At 74.4% G+C, this 23,637-nt stretch carries 18 protein-coding genes; 12 read left to right on the top strand and 6 right to left on the bottom strand.

The features are described 5' to 3' along the window. The first annotated feature begins 3 nt into the window (after positions 1 to 3). Positions 4 to 936: a M56 family metallopeptidase gene (locus ABD330_RS14885; RefSeq protein ID WP_344464984.1), complete on the top strand. Its 933-nt coding sequence runs from the start codon at positions 4 to 6 to the stop codon at positions 934 to 936. A 56-nt stretch (positions 937 to 992) separates the two neighbouring features. Here the strand turns inward: ABD330_RS14885 and ABD330_RS14880 are convergent, their stop codons facing one another. Beyond that, positions 993 to 1,673 (bottom strand): class I SAM-dependent methyltransferase, encoded by a 681-nt coding sequence (locus ABD330_RS14880; RefSeq protein WP_344464982.1) that lies wholly within the window; start codon positions 1,671 to 1,673, stop codon positions 993 to 995. Between the two features lie 220 nt (positions 1,674 to 1,893). On the opposite strand from ABD330_RS14880, the gene ABD330_RS14875 reads away from it, so the two are divergent. Then, complete coding sequence (locus tag ABD330_RS14875; protein ID WP_344464980.1) at positions 1,894 to 2,610, top strand: ABC transporter ATP-binding protein; 717 nt, start codon at positions 1,894 to 1,896, stop codon at positions 2,608 to 2,610. Beyond that, a complete protein-coding gene (locus ABD330_RS14870; protein ID WP_344464978.1) occupies positions 2,607 to 4,373 on the top strand; it encodes a hypothetical protein in 1,767 nt (588 codons plus the stop codon). The genes ABD330_RS14875 and ABD330_RS14870 overlap by 4 nt, the downstream gene beginning before the upstream one ends. 69 nt (positions 4,374 to 4,442) lie before the next feature. On the opposite strand, the gene ABD330_RS14865 is transcribed toward ABD330_RS14870, so the two are convergent. Continuing rightward, positions 4,443 to 6,131 carry a SpoIIE family protein phosphatase gene (locus tag ABD330_RS14865; RefSeq protein ID WP_344464976.1) on the bottom strand — a complete coding sequence of 563 codons (1,689 nt, stop codon included), beginning with the start codon at positions 6,129 to 6,131 and terminating at the stop codon, positions 4,443 to 4,445. A gap of 157 nt (positions 6,132 to 6,288) precedes the next feature. On the opposite strand from ABD330_RS14865, the gene ABD330_RS14860 reads away from it, so the two are divergent. Continuing rightward, on the top strand, positions 6,289 to 7,071 hold the full coding sequence (locus ABD330_RS14860; RefSeq protein ID WP_344464974.1) for a VOC family protein: 783 nt from the start codon (positions 6,289 to 6,291) through the stop codon (positions 7,069 to 7,071). A gap of 90 nt (positions 7,072 to 7,161) precedes the next feature. Here the strand turns inward: ABD330_RS14860 and ABD330_RS14855 are convergent, their stop codons facing one another. From ABD330_RS14855 to ABD330_RS14840, 4 genes are all read right to left on the bottom strand, one after another. Then, positions 7,162 to 8,556 carry an ABC transporter substrate-binding protein gene (locus ABD330_RS14855; protein WP_344464972.1) on the bottom strand — a complete coding sequence of 465 codons (1,395 nt, stop codon included), beginning with the start codon at positions 8,554 to 8,556 and terminating at the stop codon, positions 7,162 to 7,164. Positions 8,557 to 8,684: 128 nt separating this feature from the next. Next, on the bottom strand, positions 8,685 to 9,491 hold the full coding sequence (locus tag ABD330_RS14850) for a carbohydrate ABC transporter permease (RefSeq protein ID WP_344464970.1): 807 nt from the start codon (positions 9,489 to 9,491) through the stop codon (positions 8,685 to 8,687). Further along, positions 9,488 to 10,390: a carbohydrate ABC transporter permease gene (locus tag ABD330_RS14845; protein WP_344464968.1), complete on the bottom strand. Its 903-nt coding sequence runs from the start codon at positions 10,388 to 10,390 to the stop codon at positions 9,488 to 9,490. Before ABD330_RS14845 ends, ABD330_RS14850 begins: the two co-directional genes overlap by 4 nt. A gap of 257 nt (positions 10,391 to 10,647) precedes the next feature. Then, complete coding sequence (locus ABD330_RS14840; RefSeq protein WP_344464966.1) at positions 10,648 to 11,154, bottom strand: universal stress protein; 507 nt, start codon at positions 11,152 to 11,154, stop codon at positions 10,648 to 10,650. A gap of 303 nt (positions 11,155 to 11,457) precedes the next feature. On the opposite strand from ABD330_RS14840, the gene ABD330_RS14835 reads away from it, so the two are divergent. Genes ABD330_RS14835 through ABD330_RS14800 form a run of 8 tightly spaced genes read left to right on the top strand, consistent with a single transcriptional unit; the run spans position 11,458 to position 23,558 of the window. After that, positions 11,458 to 13,344, top strand: coding sequence for a non-ribosomal peptide synthetase (locus ABD330_RS14835; protein ID WP_344464964.1), 1,887 nt, complete (start codon positions 11,458 to 11,460; stop codon positions 13,342 to 13,344). Then, entirely contained in the window at positions 13,341 to 16,253 is a 2,913-nt protein-coding gene (locus tag ABD330_RS14830) for a type I polyketide synthase (protein WP_344464962.1), read from the top strand. Before ABD330_RS14835 ends, ABD330_RS14830 begins: the two co-directional genes overlap by 4 nt. Before the next feature lie 43 nt (positions 16,254 to 16,296). Beyond that, positions 16,297 to 16,497, top strand: a complete 201-nt coding sequence (locus tag ABD330_RS14825) for an MbtH family protein (protein WP_344464960.1) — start codon at positions 16,297 to 16,299, stop codon at positions 16,495 to 16,497. Beyond that, entirely contained in the window at positions 16,494 to 17,771 is a 1,278-nt protein-coding gene (locus tag ABD330_RS14820; protein WP_344464958.1) for an MFS transporter, read from the top strand. The genes ABD330_RS14825 and ABD330_RS14820 overlap by 4 nt, the downstream gene beginning before the upstream one ends. Then, positions 17,764 to 18,534 carry a thioesterase II family protein gene (locus tag ABD330_RS14815; protein WP_344464956.1) on the top strand — a complete coding sequence of 257 codons (771 nt, stop codon included), beginning with the start codon at positions 17,764 to 17,766 and terminating at the stop codon, positions 18,532 to 18,534. Before ABD330_RS14820 ends, ABD330_RS14815 begins: the two co-directional genes overlap by 8 nt. 2 nt (positions 18,535 to 18,536) lie before the next feature. Further along, positions 18,537 to 20,309, top strand: coding sequence for an acyl-CoA dehydrogenase family protein (locus ABD330_RS14810; protein ID WP_344464954.1), 1,773 nt, complete (start codon positions 18,537 to 18,539; stop codon positions 20,307 to 20,309). A 1-nt stretch (position 20,310) separates the two neighbouring features. Continuing rightward, positions 20,311 to 21,672 (top strand): condensation domain-containing protein, encoded by a 1,362-nt coding sequence (locus ABD330_RS14805; protein WP_344464952.1) that lies wholly within the window; start codon positions 20,311 to 20,313, stop codon positions 21,670 to 21,672. Between the two features lie 32 nt (positions 21,673 to 21,704). Beyond that, positions 21,705 to 23,558, top strand: a complete 1,854-nt coding sequence (locus tag ABD330_RS14800; RefSeq protein ID WP_344464950.1) for an amino acid adenylation domain-containing protein — start codon at positions 21,705 to 21,707, stop codon at positions 23,556 to 23,558. Positions 23,559 to 23,637 lie beyond the last annotated feature (79 nt).

Here is a 23,637-nt window from a genome sequence, read left to right as displayed (position 1 = left end):
CCGATGGGTGTCTTCTTCTTCCTCCCGCTCGTCCTGCCGCTGACCGTCCTGCCGATCGCCCGGCTGGCCGGAGCGCACCTGCACCCCCGCAGCGTCACCAGGCTGCTGGCCGTCGTCGGCGGTGTCCTCGCCGTGTGCAGCACGCTCTGCCTGGTGATGCTCGTGGTCGTCGGCACCGCCCAGATCCCCGGCAACCCGCTGCCCGACGGCTGGTCGGACCCGGACGTACGGGCGGCCGTGCCGTACGCCGAGTTCTCCGGAACGCTGGCGACCGCCGCGCTCGCCGTCGTCGTGGTCGGGTGCGCGCGAGTCCTCGCGCAGCACATCCGGATCAGGCGCCAGGCACGCCGGGCACTCGGCGAGCTGTCGGCGGTGCCGGAACTCGCCGTGCTGCCCGACGCGATCCCCTACGCGTACGCGCTGCCCGGCGCACCCGGCCGGATCGTGGTCTCGACCGGCATGCTCGCCTGCCTGGACCCGGACGAGCGGCGGGTGCTCGTCGCCCACGAGCGCGCCCATCTGACCGGTCGGCACCACCGCTTCCTGCTCACCACCCAGGTCGCCGCCAGCCTGAACCCCTTCCTCCGGCCGCTGCGCGCCGCCGTCGCCTTCAGCACCGAACGGTGGGCCGACGAGGAAGCCGCCCAGGTGGTCGGCGACCGCCGGCTGACGGCCCGGGCGGTCGGCAAGGCGGCGCTCGGCTCGCACAGCGGGCACCCCACCGGCGTGCCCGGCTTCGCCACGACCGGTCCGGTACCGCGCAGGATCGCCGCCCTGCTGGACCCGGCACCGCCGACCCGCCGCTGGCCCCCGGCCGGGACCCCGGCGGGCCTGGCCGCGTTGGTCGCCGCCGCCGGGACCACCGCATCCGCGCTCTCCGCGCTCAACGCCGCCGTCGCGCTGCTGCTCGTCCTGCGGGAGGCCACGCCGCTCTGACGGCATGCGCTGTCGCCGCGCCGGCAGCCGGCCCGCCGGCGCCGGCCCCGAGCAGCTCAGACCCGGGCGAGGAGGGCGTACCGCTCGTCGGTGACCGGGCCGCCCCACAGCTCCGGGTCCTCGCCGAGCAGCTCGATCCTGAGCTCGGCGACCAGCGGCCGCAGCACCGCCGACAGATCCTCGGCCCCCACCCCGCCCAGCCACGGCAGGACCTCGGCCCCGGCCACGTACGGGTCGCCCTGGCCGGACTCGCGCCAGCGGCCCTCCACCAGGACCAGCCGCCCGCCCGGGCGCAGGCGGCCGATCCACTCGCGCAGCGCGGCTTCGGGCTCCGGCAGGGTCCAGAGCAGATGACGGGCCAGCAGCACGTCGAACCGTTCGCCGCCGGTCGGGGGCGATGCGGCGTCACCCACCAGGAACCGGGCCGGCCGGTTCGCCTCGGCCAGCTTGGCCCGGGCCCGCCGCACCATCTCCGGCGCCAGGTCGACGCCTGTCACCCGGTGGCCCGACCGCGCCAGCAGCAGCGACAGCGAACCGGTGCCGCAGCCGACGTCGAGCACGTCGAGCGGCCCGGACGGCACCCAGGAGCCGAGCCGCCGCTCCCAGGCGAGCCGGGTACGGTCGGCCCGCAGACCGTGGTCGGGCTCCTCGTCGAAGGACGGCGCGGCCGCGTCCCAGTACCCGGCGATGCCGGCCGCGGTCCCGGTGGTGGCGGTGAGGTCAGGGGTATCGCTCATGCGAGAACTCTGGCAGCCGCCACTGACAGGCCCGGGTCAGGCCCGGGTCAGGTCCGGGCCAGGCCCTGGCGGCCCGGCCGGGACCGAGAGCGGCGAGGATGCGCCGGAGCCGCAGGGCGGCGTCCAGCCCGGCCGTGGGCCGTTGCGCGCCGAAGCGATCTTCAGCCGCCCGGCTCCCTCGGTAGAGTGGCCCGACACCCGCAGCGAGAGGCACCCGTCCATGGCCAAGAAGCCCACCGAGCCGCGCAAGGCTCTGCTCCAGCTGACCGGGGTGAGCCGTACCTACGGCGAACGGCAGGTGCTGCAACCCGTCACGCTGAAGCTCTCGGCGGGGGAGTGCGTCGCGCTGCTCGGCCACAACGGCTCCGGCAAGTCGACCCTGCTGCGGATTGCGGCCGGCCGGGAGCTGCCGACCAGCGGGAAGGTCACCTTCGACGGCCTCCCGATGGACGAGGGCGACCCCCGGATCCGGGCCAGGGTGGCGGTGGTCGGCGACACCGTGGCCTGCTACCCCGACCTCTCGGTGCGTGAGCACCTGCTGCTGGTCGCCGTCGCCCACGGGGTCGCGGACGCGCGGGCGTGGATCGAGCACGTGCTGGCCGACCGGAACCTGGCGGACCGGGCCGACGCCCTCCCCTCCGCCCTCTCCTCCGGTCAGATGCAGGCGCTCCTGCTGGCCTGCGCGATGGTCCGGCCGCGCGACCTGCTGCTGCTCGACGAGCCGGAGCAGCGGCTGGACCCGGACGCCCGGCGCCGCCTCGCCGAGCTGCTCAAGGCCGAGCTCGCCGACGGCGTCGCCGTCCTGCTCGTCACCCACCACACCGACCTCGCGCTGGAGGTGGCCGACCGGGTGGTGGTGCTGGAGGACGGCCAGGTGGTGGCCAAGGGCGCCCCGCACACCGTCCTCGCCGAGGGCGCCCGCGGAGGCGTCCGGTGACCGGCACCCCGCTCGGCACCGTGGACCCGGACGGCCCGGACGACGGCCTGCACGACCTCGACCCCGCCGGTCTCGACCCCGACGGCAGCGACCCGGCGGACACCGACCCCGCGCCGGAGTGGACCGAGGACGACGACTGGACCGGCGAAGCGCTGGCCCTGCTGCGGACCCTGCGCGCGCCGCACCGGCGCACCCGCGCCGGCCAGATCGGCTTCACCGTCTACTGCGTGCTGCTCGTCCTGGTGGTCTGGGGCGTGACCCCGAGCCTCGGACTGTTCCTGCAGTCCTCGATGGGCGCCGACTACACCGGGAGCGGCCCGGCCGTGCTCGCCGCCCTCCCCAGCGGCATCGCGGCGGTCGCGCTGGCCGCCGTGCTGCTCGCCGCCCGGGACGGGCTCTGGCGCGGCCCGGTGCTCCCGCCCAGGGCGACGGCCGACTGGCTGCTCCCGCAGCCCGTCCGGCCCGGACGGGTGCTGCGGCCCTGGTTCTGGCTGTCCTGCGGCCTGGCGGTCGCCCCCGGCGTGGTGGCCGCGGCCGCCGGCATGGTCACCCTCGGGCTGACCGTGCGGACCGGTCTGCTCGCCGCCCTCGGCTGGTGCCTGCTCGGCGGGATCTGCGTCCCGCTGCTGGCCACCTGCGCGGGGCTGGCCGTCGAGCTGAACGACCGGGTTGCCGTCCTGGTCCGCCGGCTCACCCCGTATCTGACGCTGGTCGTGCTGCTGCTCGCCGCGCAGAGCGCCCTCGCCGTGCAGGGGCACCGGATCCCCTGGCTGGAGCGTGTCGAACTCTGGTCCGGCCCGTGGGGTTGGGCGGGCCTGGCCGCGCTCGCGCCGACGCCCGCCGCGCAGCCGGGGGCCTGGGCGGGCGCCGTGCTGCTGCTGATCCTCACCGGGGTCTGCGCCGTGCTCGCCGACCGCGCGTGCGGAAACGTCCAGCCGGCCCGGCTCCGGGAGCGCGCCCGGACGGCGGCCGGGGTGCTGGCCGCCCTGCGGACCGTCGAACTGCGGGCCGCCCGTCTCGCCGTCACCGGTTCGGCGCCCGGCGCCGCGCCGCGCCGCCTGCGCCTGCCCGCGCCGCGCGCGCCCTGGCAGGTCGTCCCGTGGCGCGACGCGCTGGCGCTGCTGCGTTCCCCGGCCCGGCTGGGGCGCGCCGTCCTGCTGGCCGTACCCGCGACGCTGCTCGCCTTCCTGGTGCACTCGGCCACCGGTGTGGCCTCCTGGGCCGGCACCGCGCTGGCCCTGGTCTTCGGCTACCTGGCGGTCGCACAACTGCTGGAACCCGCCCGGATCGAGACGGACGACCCCCGGCGCGCCTCCTGGTCGCCCTATCCGTTCGGCGAGCTGATGCTGCGGCACGCGATCGTGCCCATGGTGCTCGGGGTCCTGATCGGCTCGGCCTGCGCGGTGGCCGCCCTGCTCTGCGGCGCGGGGGCGCAGGCCTGGCTCGCGGCGGCGGTCGTGCCCGCCATGGTCGGTGCCGCGCTCGTGAACGCCTGCCGTGGTGTGATCCGGCAGGACCTGATGCTCGGCTCCTCGCAGGCCCCGGGCTCGGGGATCGGGCCGTTCCTGTTCGCCGCCTGGTACGCGGCCGGACCGGCGGTCGCGGTCGCGGTCCTCACGCTGCCGTTCACCCGGGCCTTCACCAGCGGTACGCCGACGGCGACGGTCAGCGCCGCGCTGTGGAGCGTGCTGGTCGGCGCCGCACTGCTCTGGTGGGCCCGGGAGCGCGCGACCAGGATGACGCCTCGGGGCCGGGCCGTCTGACGTCCTGCGGCACGTCCTGCCGTGAGGCGCGGACGGCCCGCCCGGGTCCGCGCTGAGCCGCGGGCCGGCTCAGCGCGGCCGGACCCGCGCGGCCAGCAGGGCGACGTCGTCCTCGGCGGCGTGCGGCGTCACCCCCGCCAGGACAGCGTCGAGCACGCCGTCCAGCGGGCCGTCGGCGGCCAGCCGCAGCGCGGCGAGCCGGGCGAGCGAGACGTCGATGTCCTCGCCGCGCCGCTCGACCAGGCCGTCGGTGTAGAGCAGCAGCACCTGCGCGGGGACCAGCTCGCGGACGGTCTGCTGGTAGCCGCCGAAGCCGGTGCCGAGCGGCGGCCCGGTGGGGACCTCGATCAGCTCGGTCGGCCGGTCGGCGGTGATCAGCGCGGGCGGGAGGTGGCCGGCGCTGGAGAACGTCCACCGGTTGCGGGCCGGATCGGCGAGGGCGAGCAGGCAGGTGGCCGGACGGGCCGAGTCGCTCGCGGAGATCACCTCGTCCAGCTGCCGCAGGATCCGGTGCGGCGGCAGGTCCATGGCGGCGACGTAGCGCAGGTTCGAGCGGTAGGTGCTCATGTCGACGGCGGCCTCGACCCCGTGGCCCATCACGTCGCCCATCACCAGCAGGGTGCGTCCGAACGGCAGGCGGACGGTCTCGTACCAGTCGCCGCCGACCACCGAGCTGGTGCCCGACGGCAGGTAGCGCGAGGCGAGCTCCAGGTTCGGGTGCGGGCTTCCGGGTTCGGCCAGCAGGGCCCGCTGGAGCTCCACGGCGATGCCCTGCGAGCGGGTGAAGCGTCCGGCGTTGTCGATGCTCGTCGCGGCGCGCCGGGCCAGGTCCGCGATCAGCTCGGCGTCGTCCTCGGTGAATCCCCGGGACGGCCCCCGGGCCAGTGACAGCACGCCGACCAGCTGCCCCCGGGCGGTCAGCGGCACCGCCAGGACCGAGCCGATCCGTGCGGACCGGTACACCGCCTCGGTCGCCGCGTGCCCGGCGGCGCGGGCCAGCTCCTCGTCGGACCGGACGTCCGCGATCACCGGTCGGCCCTGCTCCAGGCTGCGTGCCACGGCGGAGCCCTCCCGGTAGCGCACCGGCCCGCCGAGGCCGAACGCCTCGGCGCCCGGACCCGGCCGCGCCGCGCGGGCCGCCGCCCGGCGCAGCCTCGGCAGGCCGGTGCGCGGGCCGCCCGGATGCCCGGCGGAATCGGACGGGAGCACGTCGACGGCTGCCAGGTCGGCGAGTGCGGGGACGGCGAAGCCCGCCAGTTCGGCGCAGGTGGTGTCGATGTCGAGGGTGCTGCCGATCCGCTCCGCCGCGGAATCCAGCAGGGCCAGCCGGGCGTGCGCCCGGGCCAGCTCCTGCCGCTGCCGTTCGAGCGGTCCGGTGGGCGCGGGCAGTACCAGCAGCAGCCCGGCCACCCGTCCGTCCAGCACCAGGCGCCGGACCCGGACCGGGGGCCCGCCCGGAGCGGTGTCCGGCCCGTCCGCGGCCAGCTCGCGCGGACGGCCGTCGGCGAGCACCCGGCCCAGCACCTCCCGGACCGGGGACGTCCGGGCCGGCTCCGCCTCGGGGCCGAGGAGGCCCGCGCGACGGAAGGCCGGGTTGCGGTACCGCCGGCGCAGCTCCGGATCGAGCAGCGCGATGCCGACGGGGAGGTGGTCGGCGACGGCGCGCAGCAGGTCGAGCCGGCCGGTCGCCAGCGCGGCGGCCGCCGGATCGGCCAGGGCGTCGGTGACGGCCTCCCGGTCGGAAGTCTCGGGGTGCACCGCGTCCTCCTCGATCGTGCGCCGGAACCGTGTCCATCCCATGGTCGCCCGGCGGGCGGTGCCGAGGCGATGGTGACACGTCCTGCGTTCTCCGGTGGCGGGTGGGGCCGGGTGCGGCCAAGGTGTTCACCGGGGGTCACCACCTTTGGGAGACGAAATGCCTGAAGTCACCACCGCGTACGCGCCCGGCACGCCCTGCTGGGTCGATCTGATGGCCAAGGACCAGCAGGCCGCGCTGGACCTGTACCGCGACCTGTTCGGCTGGCAGGGGCAGGTCGGCCCGCCGGAGTTCGGCGGGTACGCGGTGTGCGCCCTGAACGAGAAGCCGGTGGCCGGGATCGGCCCGGCGATGGCGCCGGAGGGGCAGCCCACACCGCCCACGGTCTGGACGACCTACCTCTCCACCGACGACGCGGACGCCACCCAGGCCGCGATCACCAAGGCCGGCGGCACCGTGATGGTGCCGGTGATGGACGTCGGGACGACCGGCCGGATGCTGGTCGCGGCCGACCCGACCGGGGCGGTGTTCGGCGTCTGGCAGCCGGGCGACTTCTTCGGCGCGCACGTGGTCAACGAGCCCGGCGCACTCACCTGGAACGAGCTGCACACCGCCGACATCCCGGCGGCCGCCGCCTTCTACCGGGCCGTCTTCGGAGTCGAGATCGCGCCGATGGAGGGCATGGACGAGGAGTACTTCGCGTACAACGTGGACAGCGCCGCCCGCGGCGGGGTGGCGAAGCTGCAGAACGACCCGCCCGGCACCCCGGCCCACTGGCTGACGTACTTCTCGGTGGACGACGCCGACAGCACGGTGGACGCCCTGGTCAAGCGGGGCGGCACGGTGCTCGTGCCGCCGTTCGACATGGTGGCGGGCCGGATGGCCGTCCTCTCCGACCCGCAGGGCGCGATCTTCTCGGTGATCAAGGCGAAGCCGATGTAGCGGCCGCCCTACAGCGACCGGGCTGCGCCCGGCGGGAACCGTCCCGCCGGGCGCAGCCCGCGTGTGCCGTCACCCCGCCGGGGACGGGAGTCAGTTCACCGCGCTGTTGTAGCCGTCCACGGCCGGCTGGAGCCCCTTGGCGGCGTCCGTGAGAGCCTGCTGGGCGGTCTTGGCCCCGCTGACGGTCTGCTCGATCGCAGTCTCCACGCTCTTGCGGGCCTGCGGCATCACGCCGAGCAGGCAGCCCGCCGTGGCCGGGGTGGGCTTGGTGGCGTGGAGTTCGTCGATCGCGGTCTGGAACTGCGGGTACTTGGCCAGCCAGGCCTTGTCGGCGGGCTCGTCCAGCGCCTTGGTGTTGACCGGGAAGTAGCCGGTGCCGGTGTGCCAGGCGGCCTGCTGCTCGGGCGCCGACAGGAACTTGACGAACTCCCAGGAAGCCCGCTGCTCGGCGTCCGAATGGCCGGGGCCGTCGATCCACAGCGAGGCGCCGCCGATCGCCGGGCCGCCCTGGTCGGTGGCGTCGATCTTGGGGAACGGAGCGGTGCCGACGGTGAACTTGGCGGCCTCGGTGTAGCCGCGCAGCACCCCGGTGGACTCCAGGTGCATGGCGACCTTGCCGGACTTGAAGGCCGCCTGCGCGTCGGCCGGGACCCGGCCGGTGTTCGCCGCGTAACCGCCCTTGACCAGGTCGGCCCACCACTGGACGGCCTGCGCGCCCTGGGCGGAGTCGAAGAGCACCTTGCCCGCGTTGCCCGTCCGGCCGTTGCCCTGGTCGCAGTAGAGCGTGCCGGACTCGGCGATCAGCTCCTCGACGAACCAGCCGTAGATCGCCGCGCCGAAGCCGTACCTGACGGTCTGTCCGCTGCCGTCCTTCTTGGTCAGCTTCTTGGCCATCTCGCCGAGTTCGGCCAGGTCCCGCGGCGGCTTGGCCGGGTCGAGCCCGGCCTCCTTGAAGGCGTCCGCGTTGAGGTAGAGCAGCGGCATCGAGGAGTTGAACGGCATCGAGGCGAGCTTGCCGCCGGCCGTGTAGTAGTTGCGGATGTTCGGGTCGATGTCGGCGATCGGGTAGCCGTCCTTGTCGACGAAGGCCTGAGCCGGCACGGTCTGCTTCGAGTCGATCATGAACCGGGTGCCGATGTCGTAGACCTGGACGAGGGAGGGCGTGCCCTTCTGCTGCACCGCGGCCTTGTACTTGGCGATCACGTCGTCGTAGGTGCCCTGGAACAGCGGCTTGACCTCGATCTTCCCCCGGTGGGCGGCGTTGAAGGCGTTCACCAGGGCGGTCAGGGCGGTGGCGTTCTGGCCGGTCATCGAGTGCCAGAAGTCGACGGTGGTCACGCCCTTGGCGTTGTCCAGCGCGGAGGCACCGGGCGCCCCGGCGGCGGGGGTGCCGGACGGGGTGCCGCTCGACGTACAGGCGGTCAGGGTCAGACCGGCGGCCACCAGGGCGGCTGCGCCCCGGATTCCCCATAGCTGCTTGCCCATGCTCGGTTCTCCTTCTCGGTGTCTCGTGGTGGTGCGAGGTCGCTGAGCCGGTGGTGCGAGGTCGTGGAGTCGTCGGTGCCGGGGCGGTGCGGGGCGGGGCCTGGATCGGTGCGGGCGGTGCCGGGCGGTCAGCGGACGGCGCCCGCGGTGAGCCCGCGGACGATGAAGCGCTGGCCGAAGACCACCAGGGCCAGGGTCGGCAGCAGGGTGAGCACCACCCCGGCCAACACCAGTCCGGGGTCGGCCACTTCGGCGTCGCGCAGGCTCTCCAGGCCGATCTGCAGGGTCTGCATCTGCGCGGTGCGGGTGATGATCAGCGGCCAGAAGTACTGGTTCCAGGAGGACAGGAAGACGTACACCGCGATCGCGGCCAGCGAGGGCTTGCTGAGCGGCACCAGGATCCGCCAGAGGAACCGCCAGTGGCCCGCGCCGTCGATCCGCGCGGCGTCGCGCAGTTCGGCCGGGAACTGCCGGAAGGACTGCCGCAGCATGAAGGTGCCGAAGCCCGAGGCCAGGAACGGCAGCACCAGGCCGAAGTAGGTGTTGCCGAGCCCCCAACCGGAGATCGTCAGGTAGTTGGGGATGATGACGGCCTCCCACGGGACCATCAGGGTCAGCAGGAACACCGCGAAGACGGCCGCCCGCGCGCGCAGCGGCAGGAAGACGAAGGCGTACGCGGCGAGCACCGAGGTGAGCAGCTGGGCCAGCGTGATGACGGTCGCGGTGAGGGCCGAGTTGAGGTACTGCCGGCCCAGCGGGATGGCGTGCACGGCCCCGGCGAAGTTCCGTCCGGTGATCGAGTGCGGTACCAACGCGGGCGGGTAGCTCGCGAGTTCGGAGGGGCCCATCAGGGCACCGGCGAACGCGTAGTAGACGGGGAAGGCGACGGTGACCACCGCGAGCGCCAGCAGCAGGTAGACGGCTATCCGGCTCATGCGTAGTGCACCTTCCGTTCCAGGACGCCGAACTGCACACCCGCGCAGGCGAGAACGACCACCAGCAGCACCACGGCCTGGGCGCTCGCGGTCCCGAAGTCGCTGGACCCGTACGCGAAGGCCTTCTCGTAGACCGAGTAGACGAGGGTGCGGGTCGCGCCGTCCGGGCCGCCCTTGGTGAGGATGTGGATCTGCCCGAAGCTCTGTAGGGCGTTGATGGTGGAGACCACGATCAGGAAGAACAGGTGCGGGCCGAGCAGTGGCACCGTCACCGAGCGGGCCAGCCGCCGGCCGGCCGCGCCGTCCAGGCGGGCCGCCTCGGTGATCTCCGGCGGGATGGCGCCGACTCCGGCCGAGAGCACCAGGACGTTGTAGCCGAGCGTCATCCAGACCGTGGCCGCGCCGACCGACAGCAGGGCGTAGCGCTGGTCGGTCAGCCACCCCACGGGTGCGGCGCCGAGGTGTGAGAGCAGGCCGTTGAGTACGCCGCTGGCCGGATTGTAGAGGACCGAGAAGACCACCGAGGCGCTGGCCACCGAGAAGGCGAACGGCAGGGCGAAGGCGGACCTGAGGGCGCGGACACCCCGGATCCGGCTCTCCAGCAGCAGGACCAGCGCGAGCGCCCCGACCACCCCGGGCACGACGGTCAGCAGGACGAAGAGCGCGGTGGTGACCAGGGTCTGGTGGAACTCGGAGGACCCCAGCAGGTCGGTGTAGTGGCGCAGGCCGACGTAGCGGGACGGGGCGCCGAACAGGTCGTTGGCGTGGGTGCTCAGGTACAGGGTGCGGACCAGCGGATAGCCGATGAAGAGGGCGAACACCAGTAACGAGGGCGCCAGGAACGCCCAGGCCAGAGCCTGTTCGCCCCGGTCGCGCCGGGTGTGCCGCACGGTCGGCATCGCGGGGCCGCCTCTCCTGGGAATCACGTACGCCCGAACCGTGTCCGGTCCGGACGGCGCACCGGCTACCTGGTGGCAACCGCGGTGTGGCGCCTGGATTACGCGTTCGCGTCAGGAGCCCCCCGGCCCCGATCCCTACCCGTGAGTACCGTCCCGCACCCTTCGTTCCGTCAGTTCGCGGCCGCCGGTCCGCCGCCGGTCCGCCGCCGGTCCGCTGCCGGCCGGTCGTCGGTCGGCGACCGACCGCCCTGGGGCCGTCAGGCGGCCGTGAGGGTGCGGCGCCGCTCGCGGCCGGACGGGGCGGCGGTGGCCGCCGGGGCGGCGGTCGGCGGGACGGCCAGGACGGTGCAGGCGGCCCGGGCCAGGCAGTACCGGCTCACCGAGCCGCGCAGCAGCCGGGCCAGCCGGCCGCGGCGCCCGGTGCCGACCACCAGCAGGTCGCCGTCCCGGCCGGCGGTCTGCACCAGGACGGGGCCGGTCTCGCCGCGGACCACCAGCGGCTCGATCCAGACGCCCACCGGGTTCTCGCCGAAGGCCTCGGTGAGCGCCGCCTCCAGCCGCTCGCGGGCGGCTTTCTCCCAGAGCTCGGCCAGCGGCGGGCACGGGTGGGTGCGGTAGGCGGTCTCGCCGCCGACGGGCGTCCAGGCCAGCACCGGGACGAGCACGGCGTCACGGCGGACGGCCTCGGCCCACGCCTGTCGCAGCACCGCCGGGCCGTGCTCCGATCCGCTGACTCCGACGACGACCCGGGTGGTGACGGCCATGATGTTTCGCTTCCTTTGAATCGTTGGCTATGGGTTCAATATAGCGCTTGATCTGTTGATCATTGCGCCGCATTCCCTTCGATAAGTAGACATCTGTTGCAGGTGGAGCGCCAGTTCCTTGACGCCCCGATAACGCGGCAGGGCCGGTTCCCTACGGATCCCTGACGCCGGAGCGGTCCTGCGCCTGCCAACGGCCCGCCAACGGCGTCCGCTGGTCCGTCGATGGTGCGCCGTTGGCGCGGCCGAGCAGTCTCGTGGTCGGAGGCGGTCCGGTGGCCGCAGCGCAGAGCGATGGAGGGCTGGATGGAAGCCGATCTGATGGGCAGCAGCACACCCGCTGTCCCGGACGTGGAGCACGACGGGACGGACCTGAGCGTGCCGCGCCTGTTCGAGGAGCGGGCCCGGATCACCCCCGAGGCCGTGGCGGTGAGCGATGCCGCCGGGCCGGTGACGTACGCGGAGCTGAACGCCGCGGCGAACCGGCTGGCCGGCCTGCTGGTGGAGCGGGGCGCGAGGCCCGAGAGCGTGGTCGCGGTCAGCCTGCCGCGCGGCCGGGAGCTGGTCACGGCGGTACTGGCGGTGCTGAAGTCGGGCGCCGGGTACCTGCCGCTGGACCCGGCGCTGCCGGCCGAGCGCCGGGCGTACCTGCTGGAGACCGCAGGGGTGCGGCTGCTGGTCGGCCCCGGCGGCGACGGTCTCGCGGAGGAACTCGACCCGGCGCACCTCGACCTGGTCTCCAGGCCGGACGCGAACCCCGCGCAGGCGCCCTCGGCGGACGACCTGGCCTATCTGATCTTCACCTCCGGCTCGACAGGCCGGCCGAAGCCGGTCGCGGTCACCCACCGTTCGCTGGCCCACCACGCGCGGGCGGTCGGCGCGTCCTTCGGGCTCACCGGGGCCGACCGGGTCCTGCAGTTCGCGAACCCGGGCTTCGACGTGTTCGGCGAGGAGGTCTACCCCACCCTGCTGGCGGGCGCCACCGTGGCCGTACTGCCGGGCCAGGTCCCCACGCCGACCGAGCTGGAGGCGTTCCTGCGCCGCGAGCGGGTCACCGTCGCCAACCTGCCGACGCCGTACTGGGACCAGTGGGTGCAGGACCTGCTGGCGCAGCCCCGGGCCGTCCCCGAGACGCTGCGGCTGCTGGTCGTCGGCAGCGACGCCGGGCACACCCGGACGCTGGACGGCTGGTGGAGCCGCTGCCGGGTGCCGGTCCGCAACGCCTACGGCCTGACCGAGACCACCATCACCGCGACCGTGCACGCCCTCGACCCCGGGCAGCTGCCCGAGGGCGACCGCCTGCCGATCGGCGGGCCGCTGCCCGGCACCGAGGCGTACCTGCTCGACGAGGACCTCGCGCCCGTTCCCGACGGGACACCGGGCGAGCTCCACCTCGGCGGCGCGCTGCTCGCCCGGGGCTACCCCGGCCACCCGGGGCTGACCGCCGAGCGCTTCGTGCCGGACCCGTTCGGCGGCCGGCCCGGGGCCAGGATCTACCGCACCGGCGACGTGGCCCGGCGGCTCCCGGACGGCGGCCTGGAATTCCTCGGCCGGTCCGACGACCAGGTGAAGATCCGTGGCCAGCGGGTCGAGCCCGCCGAGATCGGCGCCGTGCTCCGCGCCCACCCGGCCGTCCGCCAGGCGCACGTCCGGGCGGTCGACGACGCGGTGGCCGGGAAGGCCCTGGTGGCGTACGCGGTCGCGGACGGCGCCTCGGTGGCGGAGCTCCGCGCCCACCTGGCCAGGAGGCTGCCGCCCGCGCTGGTGCCCGCCTCGTACGTCCTGCTCGACGAACTGCCGCTGACCGCCAACGGCAAGATCGACCTCCGGGCACTCCCGGCGCCCCCGGTGCCTCCCACCGCCCCGGCCGCCGCGCCGGCCGACGGCCTGGAGCAGCAGATCGCGGAGATCTGGTGCGAGGTGCTGAAGACCGGCCAGGTCGGGGCCGACGACAGCTTCTTCGAGATCGGCGGCCACTCGCTGCTGCTGGTCCAGGTACAGCGTCGGCTCTCCCAGGTGCTCGGACGGGCCGTCCCCGGGGTCGCCCTGTTCAGCTACCCGACCGTCCGCAAGCTGGCAGCCCACCTCGGCACGGACGGCCCGGGCGCCGCCCCCCAGGACCGCGCGGACGAGCGGGACGCCGGCCGCGCCCGGCTCGCGCAGCGCCGGGCCCGAACCGGGGGCGCACGATGAACGAGAGCGACATCGGACCGGACAGCCCGCTGCTGGCCGTCGTCGGGATGGCGGGCCGGTTCCCCGGCGCGCGGAACCTGGACGAGTTCTGGAGCAACCTGACCAAGGGACAGGAGTCCCTCACCCGCTTCCCCAACACCTCCGAGGACTACCCCGACCACGTGCCCGCGCTGGGCGTGCTGGAGGGCGCGGAGGACTTCGACGCCGAGTTCTTCGGGTACTCGCGGCGCGAGGCGGTGATCCTCGACCCGCAGCACCGCCTCTTCCTGGAGTGCGCCTGGGAGGCACTGGAGGACGCCGGCTACGACCCCAAGGCCTGCCCGGGTCCGGTGGGCGTCTACGCAGGGAGCAGCCAGACCGGGTACTACGAGGCGCTGACCGCCCACCGGGGCAGCCTCGGGCCGGTGAGCGACTGGCAGCTCAGGCTGGCCACCGGCATCGACTTCCTGACCTCGCGGGTCTCCTTCAAGCTCGGCCTCACCGGCCCGGCCGTGACCGTGCAGACCGCCTGCTCCACCTCGCTGGTGGCGATCCACGTCGCCGCGCAGGCGCTGCTCTCCGGGGAGTGCGACCTCGCGCTGGCCGGCGGCGCGGCCGTGCACGTCCCACTGCGGATCGGCGAGTACTCGGAAGGCGGGGTGATCTCGCCGGACGGGCACGTCCGAGCCTTCGACGCCCGGGCCCGGGGCACGGTCGGGGCCAACGGCCTCGGCATCGTGGTCCTCAGGCGCCTCGCCGACGCGCTCGCCGACGGCGACCACGTCCGGGCCGTGCTGCGCGGCACCGCGATCAACAACGACGGTCTCGACAAGGTCGGCTACACCGCACCCGGCGTCACCGGCCAGGCCGAGGTGATCCGGGCCGCACAGCTGGTCGCCGAGGTGGAGCCGGACACGATCGGCTACGTCGAGGCGCACGGGACCGGCACACCGCTGGGCGACCCGATCGAGATCGAGGCGCTCACCCGGGCCTTCCGGGCCGGGACCGACGCCCGGGGCTTCTGCCGGATCGGCTCGCTGAAGACCAATATCGGGCACGCCGACGCGGCCGCCGGCGTGGCCGGCTTCATCAAGGCGACGCTCGCAGTGCAGCACGGGCTGATCCCGCCGAGCCTGCACCACACCGAACCGAACCCCGAGATCCCCTTCGCGCAGAGCCCGTTCGTGGTCAACACCGAGCTGCACAGCTGGCAGCCGGCGGCGCACCCCCGCCGGGCCGGGGTCAGCTCCTTCGGCCTCGGCGGGACCAACGCCCACGTCGTGCTGGAGCAGCCTCCCGCGCGCACTGCCCGGGAGGAGGAGCCGGGCGCCGCCCAGCTGCTGGTGCTTTCGGCCAGGAGCGGCCCGGCCCTGGAGACCGCCGCCACCCGGCTCGCCGAGCACCTCCGCCGCGACACCGCCACGCCGCTCGCCGACGCGGCCTGGACGCTGCAGACGGGCCGGCACGCCTTCGGGCACCGCCGGTTCGTGGTGTCCGCCGGCCACGCGGACGCGGCGGCCGCGCTGTTGGAGCCCGCGACGGGGCCCGGCGCCGCGACGGGGGAGCGCCCGGTGGCGTTCCTCTTCCCCGGCCAGGGCGGCCAGTACGTCGGCATGGGCCGCGAGCTCTACCAGAGCGAGCCGGTCTTCCGCGAGCTGGTGGACGAGTGCTCGGCGCTGCTGGTGCCCTGGCTCGGCCTGCACCTGAGGGCGGTGCTGTACCCGGCGACCGAGCAGGAGACGCGCGCCGCCGAACTCGCCCTGCAGGACATGGCCGTGGCCCAGCCGGCGGTGTTCGTGGTGGAGTACGCCCTGGCCCGGATGTGGATGGCCTGGGGTGTCCGCCCGACCGCCGTGGCGGGACACAGCCTCGGGGCCTTCGCCGCCGCCTGCATCGCCGGGGTGATGAGCCTGCCCGACGCGCTGCGGCTGGTGGTGGCCCGGGGCAAGCTGCTGCGCAGCCTCCCCGCCGGGGCGATGCTCGCCGTGCCGCTGCCGGAGAGCGAACTGGCCGACCTGCTGGTGGACGGCATCGAGCTCGCCGCCGTGAACGGCCCGAGCCAGTGCGTGCTCTCGGGCCCCGCCGCCGCCGTCGGGGAACTGGGCGACCGGCTGACCGGCCGCGGGGTCGACGCGAAGCGGCTGCACATCGCCGCCGCCGGACACAGCGCCCAGGTCGAGCCCGTCCTGGCGGAGTTCGCGGACCGGCTCGCCGAACTCGACCTCCGGCCCCCGGCCCTCCCGTGGGTCGGCGACACGACCGGCGGCTGGGTCTGCGCCGAGCAGCCGCCGGACGTCGACTTCTGGCTCGCGCACATGCGCCGGCCGGTCCGCTTCGGCGCCGCCCTGGAGACCCTGCTCGCCGAACCCGGCCGCGTGCTGCTGGAGGTCGGCCCCGGACGGACGCTGACCACGCTCGCCCTTCGGCACCCGGCGCGCGGCGAGGGGCACCTCGTCCTGCCCAGCCTGCCGCACCCCAGTGACGAGTCGTCGGCACTGACCACCGCGCTGACGGCGGCCGGCCGGCTCTGGCAGGGCGGCGCGGAGCTGGACTGGCCGCGACTGCACGGCGGGCGGGCCCGCCGCCGGACGCCGCTGCCCACCTACCCGTTCGAGCGGCAGCGGTACTCGCCCCTGCCGTCCGGAGCACCGGCGGATCGCGCCGCCGAGGCGCCGAAGGCCCCCGCACCGGCCCCCCTGTCCGAAGGTCCGCTGGAACAGCGGCTGGCCGAGGTGTTCGGCCGGGTGCTCGGCCTGGAGCAGGTCGCGGTGCAGGAGAACTTCTTCGAACTCGGCGGCGACTCCCTGATCGCCGTGCAGCTCGCCTCCGTCGTCCGCGCCGCCTTCGGTACGCGGCTGACGGTCAAGCAGGTGTTCACCGCGCCCACCCCGGCCCGCCTGGCCCGGCTGATCACGGCCGCGCAGGACTGACCTCCCCAGCACGGAACCACGGAACCACGGAAGAAGGACCCACGTGTTCGAGAACGACAGCGACCGCAGCTACGACGTGGTCCGCAACACCGAGGAGCAGTACTCCCTCTGGCCCGAGGGCCGCGAGCTGCCGCCCGGCTGGGAGCGCGAGGGCACCACGGGCACAAAGCAGGTCTGCCTCGCCCGGATCGACACGGTCTGGCCCGACCTGCGCCCGAAGAGCCTGCGCGAGCGGACCCGATGACCTCGACGGTGCCCACGCTGTGGCGGCACCCGGACTTCCTCAGGCTGTGGGCCGCGCAGGCGGTCAGCGTGCTCGGCTCCCAGATCACCGAACTCGCCCTCCCGCTGGCCGCGATCACCGTACTGGGGGCCACCCCCTTCCAGGTGGGCCTGCTGGCCGCGACGCAGTACGTGCCCTTCCTGGTGATCGGCCTTCCGGCCGGGGCCTGGGTGGACCGGCTGCCACGCCGGCCGGTGATGGTCGTGGCGGACCTGGTCCGGTTCGCGGCCCTGCTGGTCGTCCCGCTGGCCTCGCTCGGCGGGGTGCTGCGGCTCTGGATGCTCTACCCGACGGCCTTGGTGGTCGGCGTGATGACGGTCTTCTTCGACCTCGCCGCGCAGTCCTTCCTGCCCACGCTGATCGGCGAGGACCAGCTGGTCGACGGCAACACCAAGCTCCAGATGTCCTCGACCGCAGGCCAGTTGGCCGGCCCCGGCGCCGGCGGTCTCCTGGTCCAGTGGCTGACCGCACCGGTCGCGGTGCTGGCGAACTCGATCGGCTTCGCGCTCTCCGCGCTGCTCCTGCTGCTGCTCCGCGGCCGCGAGGCGCCCAGCCCGCCGAGGGCGGCGGGCAGCCGGCTGACGACGGAGATCCGCGAGGGCCTGCGCTCGGTCCTCGGGCACCCGCTGCTGCGCCCGATCGCGCTGACGGCGGGGTTGGGCAACCTGTTCGGGCTGTTCGGGATGGGCCAGGCGGTGCTGGTCCTCTACGGGGTACGGGACCTGCGGCTCTCCCCGGCGGTGCTGGGGGTGGTGCTGGCCGTCGCCAACGCGGGCATCCTCGCGGGCTCCCTCCTCAACGCCCGCCTGACCCGTCTGCGGGGTGTCGGCCCGGCCCTGGCCGGATCGGCCGCCTTGATGGGCCCGGCCCTGCTGCTGCTTCCGCTCGCCACACCCGGCACCGCCGTACCCGTCCTGGGGCTGGCCATGGGCCTGGCGGGCTTCAGCGCCGCCGTGTTCAACGTGAACCAGGTGAGCCTGCGGCAGTCCGTCACCCCGGCCGCGATGCGCGGGCGGATGACGGCGACGTTCCGCTTCGTCAACTGGGGCGCCGTCCCGGTCGGCACCTTCCTCGGCGGAGCGCTCGCCGGGCCGCTGGGCCTGCGCAACGTGCTCTGGCTGGTCGGCGCCGGCAGCCTGCTGTCCGCTCTGCCGGTCCTCGGCCGCACGGTGCGCTCACTGCGGGAGATCCCCGCCGGTCCCGTCCACCACGACCAGGAGGTCGCCCATGTCTGACCACACCGTGCCCGGCCTGCTGGTCTGCCGACGCCGTCGTCCCGACGCCGCCGTACGGCTGTACTGCTTCGCCCACAGCGGCGGCTCCCCGGGCGAGTTCGTCCGCTGGGGCGACGAACTGCCGGAGGCCGAGATCTGGGGGGTCCAACTCCCCGGACGGGGCTCGCGGATCGACGACCCCGCGCACACCCGGATGGCCGGCCTGGTCGAGGAGCTGGTCGAACACGCCGCCTTCCGGGGGAGGTACGCCTTCTTCGGGCACAGCCTGGGCGCCCTGGCCGCGTTCGAGACCGCGCGCGCCCTGCGGGAACGCGGCCTGCCGCAGCCGGAGCGCCTCTACCTCTCCGCCTGCGTGGCCCCCGACCTGCCCCGGGGGGTGCCGGCCGTCCACCACCTGGGCGACCGGGAGCTGTTCGCCGCGATCCAGGGCCAGTACGGCTCGCTGCCCGCCGAACTCGCCGCCGACGACGAACTGCTGGCCCTCGTCATGGGGACGCACCGGGCGGACTTCGAGATCGTCGACAGCTACCGCTACACCCCGGGCCGGCCACTGGACGTGCCGCTGCACGTCATCGGCGGCACCGAGGACCGCATCCCGGCCGCCGCACTGGAGCACTGGCGCGAGCACTCGCTGGGCCCCTTCGACCTGCGCCTGCTCCCCGGCGGCCACTTCTACCTGCGGGAGCAGCGCGAAGCCCTGCTCCGGTACCTGCGCACCTCGCTCCTCGACACCGACCGCACCTCACCGAAAGCGAGCGCCTGACCATGGCCACCGACGACAAGCAGACCGGCCCGGGCCGCCCGCCGGGATTCCTCGCCGAGCTCCAACTCGGCCGCCTCCGCTGGGACCTGATCCATCCGTTCCCGCAGCAGGACGAGGCCGACCGCAGCCGGGGCGACCAGGTGGTGGCGGAACTGACCGCCTTCCTCCAGGAGTTCGTCGACCCGACCGAGGTCGACGTCACCGGCCGGCTGCCCGAGGGCTACCACCGGGAGCTGGAGGGCCGGGGCTACTTCCGGCTCCAGGACCCGGTCGGGCAGGGCGGCCTCGGACTCTCCGCGCAGAACGCCTTCCGGGTGGTCCAGGCGGCGGCCAGCTGGTCGGTACCCGCCTGCTACGCGATGGCGGTCCACCTCGGCCTCGGCGCCGGGGCCTACCTCACGCTGCTGGGCGAGGAGGACGGGCTCGGCGCCGAGCTGCGCGGACTGCTCGCCGAGGGGCTGATCTCCGGCGACGCGGACACCGAGCCGACGGGCGCGATCAACCGGAGCCGCTCCACGGTGGCCGTCCCGACCGAGGACGGCACCGGGTACCTGATCTCCGGCGAGAAGATCTTCATCCAGAACGGCCCGATCGCCGGTCTGCTGCGGGTCTCGGCGACCGTCCGCGAGGACGGCAAGGAGTACATCGGACTGTTCTTCGTCGACACCCGCGCCCCCGGCTTCCGCGTGAAGTCCTGGCACGAGTACCTCGGCCTGAAGGGCCTGCCGAACGCCGCGCTCACCTTCGACCGGGTCTTCGTCCCGCGCGAGCGGATCTTCAGCCCCAAGAGCTGGACCTCCGAGGAGGAGTGGCGGATCTCGCCGGAGCTCAACGCGGTCAGCGCGTACGGCCGGATGTTCCCGATCTCCGCGCCCGCGACGGCCATCGCCAAGCTCTGCCTGCACTGGTCCCGCGAGTTCGTCCAGCGGCGCACCGCGCACGGGCGCGGTCTGGACCAGTACGACGAGATCCAGCGCACCGTCGCCACCACGGCCGCCGAGGTCTTCGCGATCGAGAGCGTCACCGACTGGTGCCTGCTCGCCGCCGACCGGCACCCCGGCATCGACCTCGTTCCCGAGCGGACCGCCGCCAAGAACATCACCTCGACGACCTGCTGGCAGATCGTGGACCGCACGGTGTCGCTGCTCGCGGGCGAGGGCTTCGAGACCGCCCGCAGCAAGGCCCGGCGCGGCGCCGAGCCGCTGCCCGTCGAGCGCTTCTTCCGCGACGCCCGCGCACTGCGGATCGCCGGCGGCGTCGACTTCATGGTCGACCACTACATCGCCCGGGGCGCGCTGCTGGCCCACTACGCCGCTGACGCGGACGCCGCCACGACGGCCGCCGCTCCCGACGACGCCCGGCTGACCGGCCGCAACCGCGCCCACCTGAGTGCGCTGGCCGAGGAGTCCAGTCGGTTCGCCGGTTTCTGCCGGGAGTTGACGAGTCGTCACGACAATCCGGAGGAGCTCTTCGAGCAGGAGCGGACCCTCATCCTGCTGGGCCGGGTCAGCTCCGACCTGTTCAGCATGGCGGCCGTACTGGCCCGCGCCTCCCGCCTCACCGCACAGGGCACCGACTCGGTCCAGGAACTCGCCGACGTCTTCTGCACGCAGGCCCGCCAGCGGATCGCCGACGCCTGGGGCCGGCTCGCCGCACCCGCCCAGCCCGACCACGCCGGAGCCTGCGCCGCCTGGCTGCACGGCGACGGCCTGGACTTCCTGATCAACGACGTGGTCACCGCCACCCCGCCCGCCACCTTCGAGGGGAACTGCTGAGATGCCGGACACCGAAGACTTCGACCTGTCCCGTTCCCAGGAGATCGTCTGGCTGCACGAGGAGCTCTTCCCCGACAGCCGTGCCTACAACTACACCGCCTCGCTGGAACTGCGCGGCCCGCTCGACGAGGAGGCGCTGAAGCAGAGCCTGCGCGGCGTCCTGGACCGCCACGACGGCCTGCGCCTGGAGCTCGTCCCCGGCGAGTTCCCGCCCAGGCAGCGGGTCGCCGAGAGCTACGAGTTCGACTACCGCACGGCGGACCTGACGGTGGAGGACGACCCGGACGCCGTCTTCGAGCGGATCTGGCGCGAGCAGCACGACGACCCCTTCGACACCGCCCGTGCGGCGATGGCCCGCTGGTGCCTGCTGAGGATCGGCCCCGACCACCACCGGCTGCTGCACACGGAACACCACCTGGTGCACGACGGGAAGTCCTTCAGCCTCATCGCGCGTGACCTCTTCACCCTCTACCGCAGCCACGCCCAAGGCGTCCCGGCCGAGCTGCCGGCACCGCGCTCGTACCGCGACCTGGTGGAGGAGTCGCTCGCCGCACAGGCGGAGCCCGGCTTCCAGCAGGACTCGCTGGCGTACTGGCGTACCACGCTGGCGGGCGCCGAACTGCACGTACCGCTGCGCGGGCGGGCCGACCCCGACCGCGTCCGCGAGGTCCCCGTCGGTGGGCAGCTGCGCCAGCTGCTGCCACCGGAGGTCGCCGAACCGCTGCGCGCCGCCGCCCGCCGGGACGGCCACACGCCGTACTCCATCCTGCTCACCCTCTTCGCGGAGCTGCTGCGGCGGCACACCGGCCGGGAGGAGCTGGTGATCGGCAGTGCCGTCGGCAACCGGCCGCTGGGGTACGACGAGACCGTCGGCATGTTCGTCAACACCGTGCCGCTGCGGCTCCGCCTGGCGCCGCAGGACTCCGCGACCGACGCCGTCGACGAGGTCACCGAGTCGCTGGTGCGCGCGCTGCCGCACCAGGGGATCCCGATCCAGGACCTGGCCCGCGAGCTCGGCCTGCACTCCTCGGCCGGCCTGGACAATCCGATGTTCCGGGTGATGTTCAGCGCGCACGACGCCGCGCTGCCGGTGATCGAGGGCCTGGACATCGACGTGTCCATCCACGAGGGCTACAACACCGGCACCTCCCGCTTCGACCTCGACCTGGTGCTGATCCCGGACTCCCGGCGCACCGTCAACCCCCGGACCGGGCCCGGCGGCATGATCCTGGTCTGGGACTACGCCTCCGACATGTTCGACGGCTCGGAGATCGCCGAGCTCCAGCGCGCGTACCTGGACCTGCTGGACGCCTACCTCGCCGGGGCGACCGGCCCGCTGGCGGAACTCGCCGCGAACATCTGACGCACCGTCCCACCACCTTCCCGAGGACTGACATGCCCACCGATCTGCCCACCGCCCGTACCGTCCACCCCACTGCGAGCACCACCTCCGGCGGCCCGGCGCCGGCTGCCCCCGCCCCCGGCGAGTCCGTGCTCGACTGGTTCGACCACTGGGCCGTGACCCGGCCCGAGGCCCCGGCGGTCGTCGACGGCGACACCACCTGGACGTACCAGGAGCTGGACGCCACCGCCCGCCGGATCGCCGCCGCACTGGCCGGCCGGGTCCGCCCCGGCGACCTGGTCGGCGTCTGCCTGGACCGGTCTCCGGTGCTGGCGGCCGTCGCCGTCGCGCTCGGCCGGCTCGGCGCGGTCTACCTGCCACTGGGCTCCCGTCCGGCGCCCAGCCGCCTGAAGTCGCTCGCCGGGGACGGCGCGGTCAACTGCCTGCTGACCGACGGCTCCACCGCCGCGCCCGAAGGCTGGAGCGTTCGCACCCCGGCCGGGCAGGCGCCCGTCGCGCTCGCGCTGCCCGTCGGTGAAGCCCGCCCGGCCGCCGCGCCGGGAGCCTTCTACGCGGTGACCACCTCGGGCACCACCGGCACCCCCAAGGTCATCCTGGTCCGCGAGGCCGCCCTGGCCAACCTGGTGCGCTGGTACTGCCGGGAACACGAGATGGGCCCGGGCGCCCGGGTCAGCCTGCTGGTCGGCACCACCTTCGACCCGCACCTCAAGGAGCTGTGGTCGGCGCTGTGCTCCGGCTCCGCGCTGCACGTCGCCCCGGACGAGGTGCGGCTCTCGACCGCCGAACTGTTCCAGTGGTGGGGCGAGGCGGGCATCACCAGCTGCATCCTGCCGACCCCGCTCGCCGAACTGGCCTTCGGCCGGCCCTGGCCGGCCGGTCTGGCGCTGCGCCACCTGAGCGTCGGCGGCGACCGGATGCGCACCCGGCCCCCGGCCGGCTGCACCACCACCGTGCACAACATGTACGGCCCCGCCGAGGCGACCTGCGTGATCTCCTCGCACCGGGTCGACCCGGCCCCGGCCGACCCGGACGCCCCGGTGCCGATCGGCGTGCCGATGAGTGGCGTGACGGTCTTCGTCACCGACCGGGACGGCGCCGTCCTGCCCCACGGCGAGGCCGGCGAACTGCGGGTCGGCGGCGCCGGACTGGCCCTCGGCTATCTGGACCCCGCCCTGACGGCCGCCAGGTTCGTGCCCGCCCCGGAGTCGGCGCGGGCCGTGGGGACGGTCTACCGGACGGGTGACAAGGTGCGGATGGACGGGGCCGGGCAACTGGAGTTCCTCGGCCGCCTGGACGACCAGGTCAAGATCAGCGGTGCCAGGATCGAGCCGGCCGAGGTCGAGGCCGCGCTGGAGCAGCACCCGTCGGTACGGCACGCCGTCGTCGTCACCCAGCCCGTCGCCGGCGGCGAACTGCGGCTGGCGGCCTTCGTCCAGCCCGCCGACGGCGCGATCGCCGAGCCCGCCGCCATCCTCAGGACGGCCCGCGAGCACCTGATCGAGCAGGCCGTACCCACCTCCCTGCACCTGGTCGGGGAGTTCCCGCTGAACGCCAACGGCAAGGTCGACCGCGCCGAGCTGGCCCGCCGGGTCGCCACCCCGGCCTCCGGGGCGGCCGCTCCCGAGGCCACCGGTACCCTGCTCGCCGAGACCGAGGCGTTCCTGGTCGCCACCTCCCGCCAGCTGGTCGGCGTCCCCACGCTCGGGCCGGGGGACAACTTCTCGGCTGCCGGCGGTGCCTCGCTGGCCGCCGCCCGGCTGCTCGCCGTGATCGAGGCGACCTACGGCATCCGTGTCAAGGCCACCGAGGTCATGCGCCAGCCCGACCTGCGGGCGCTGGCCGCCCTGGTCGCCGGACGCCGCGAGTCCGCCGCCGCCGTGCACTGACCCGCCGCTCCGGGCCGACGGGCCGTCGGAGTCGGCTCCGCCGACGGCCCGTCACCCCTCCCTGACCCACCCCGACCGA

The sequence above is a fragment of the Kitasatospora kazusensis genome (assembly GCF_039529945.1).
Lineage (GTDB): Bacteria > Actinomycetota > Actinomycetes > Streptomycetales > Streptomycetaceae > Kitasatospora > Kitasatospora kazusensis.
This window is presented reverse-complemented; position numbering and strand designations above follow the sequence as displayed.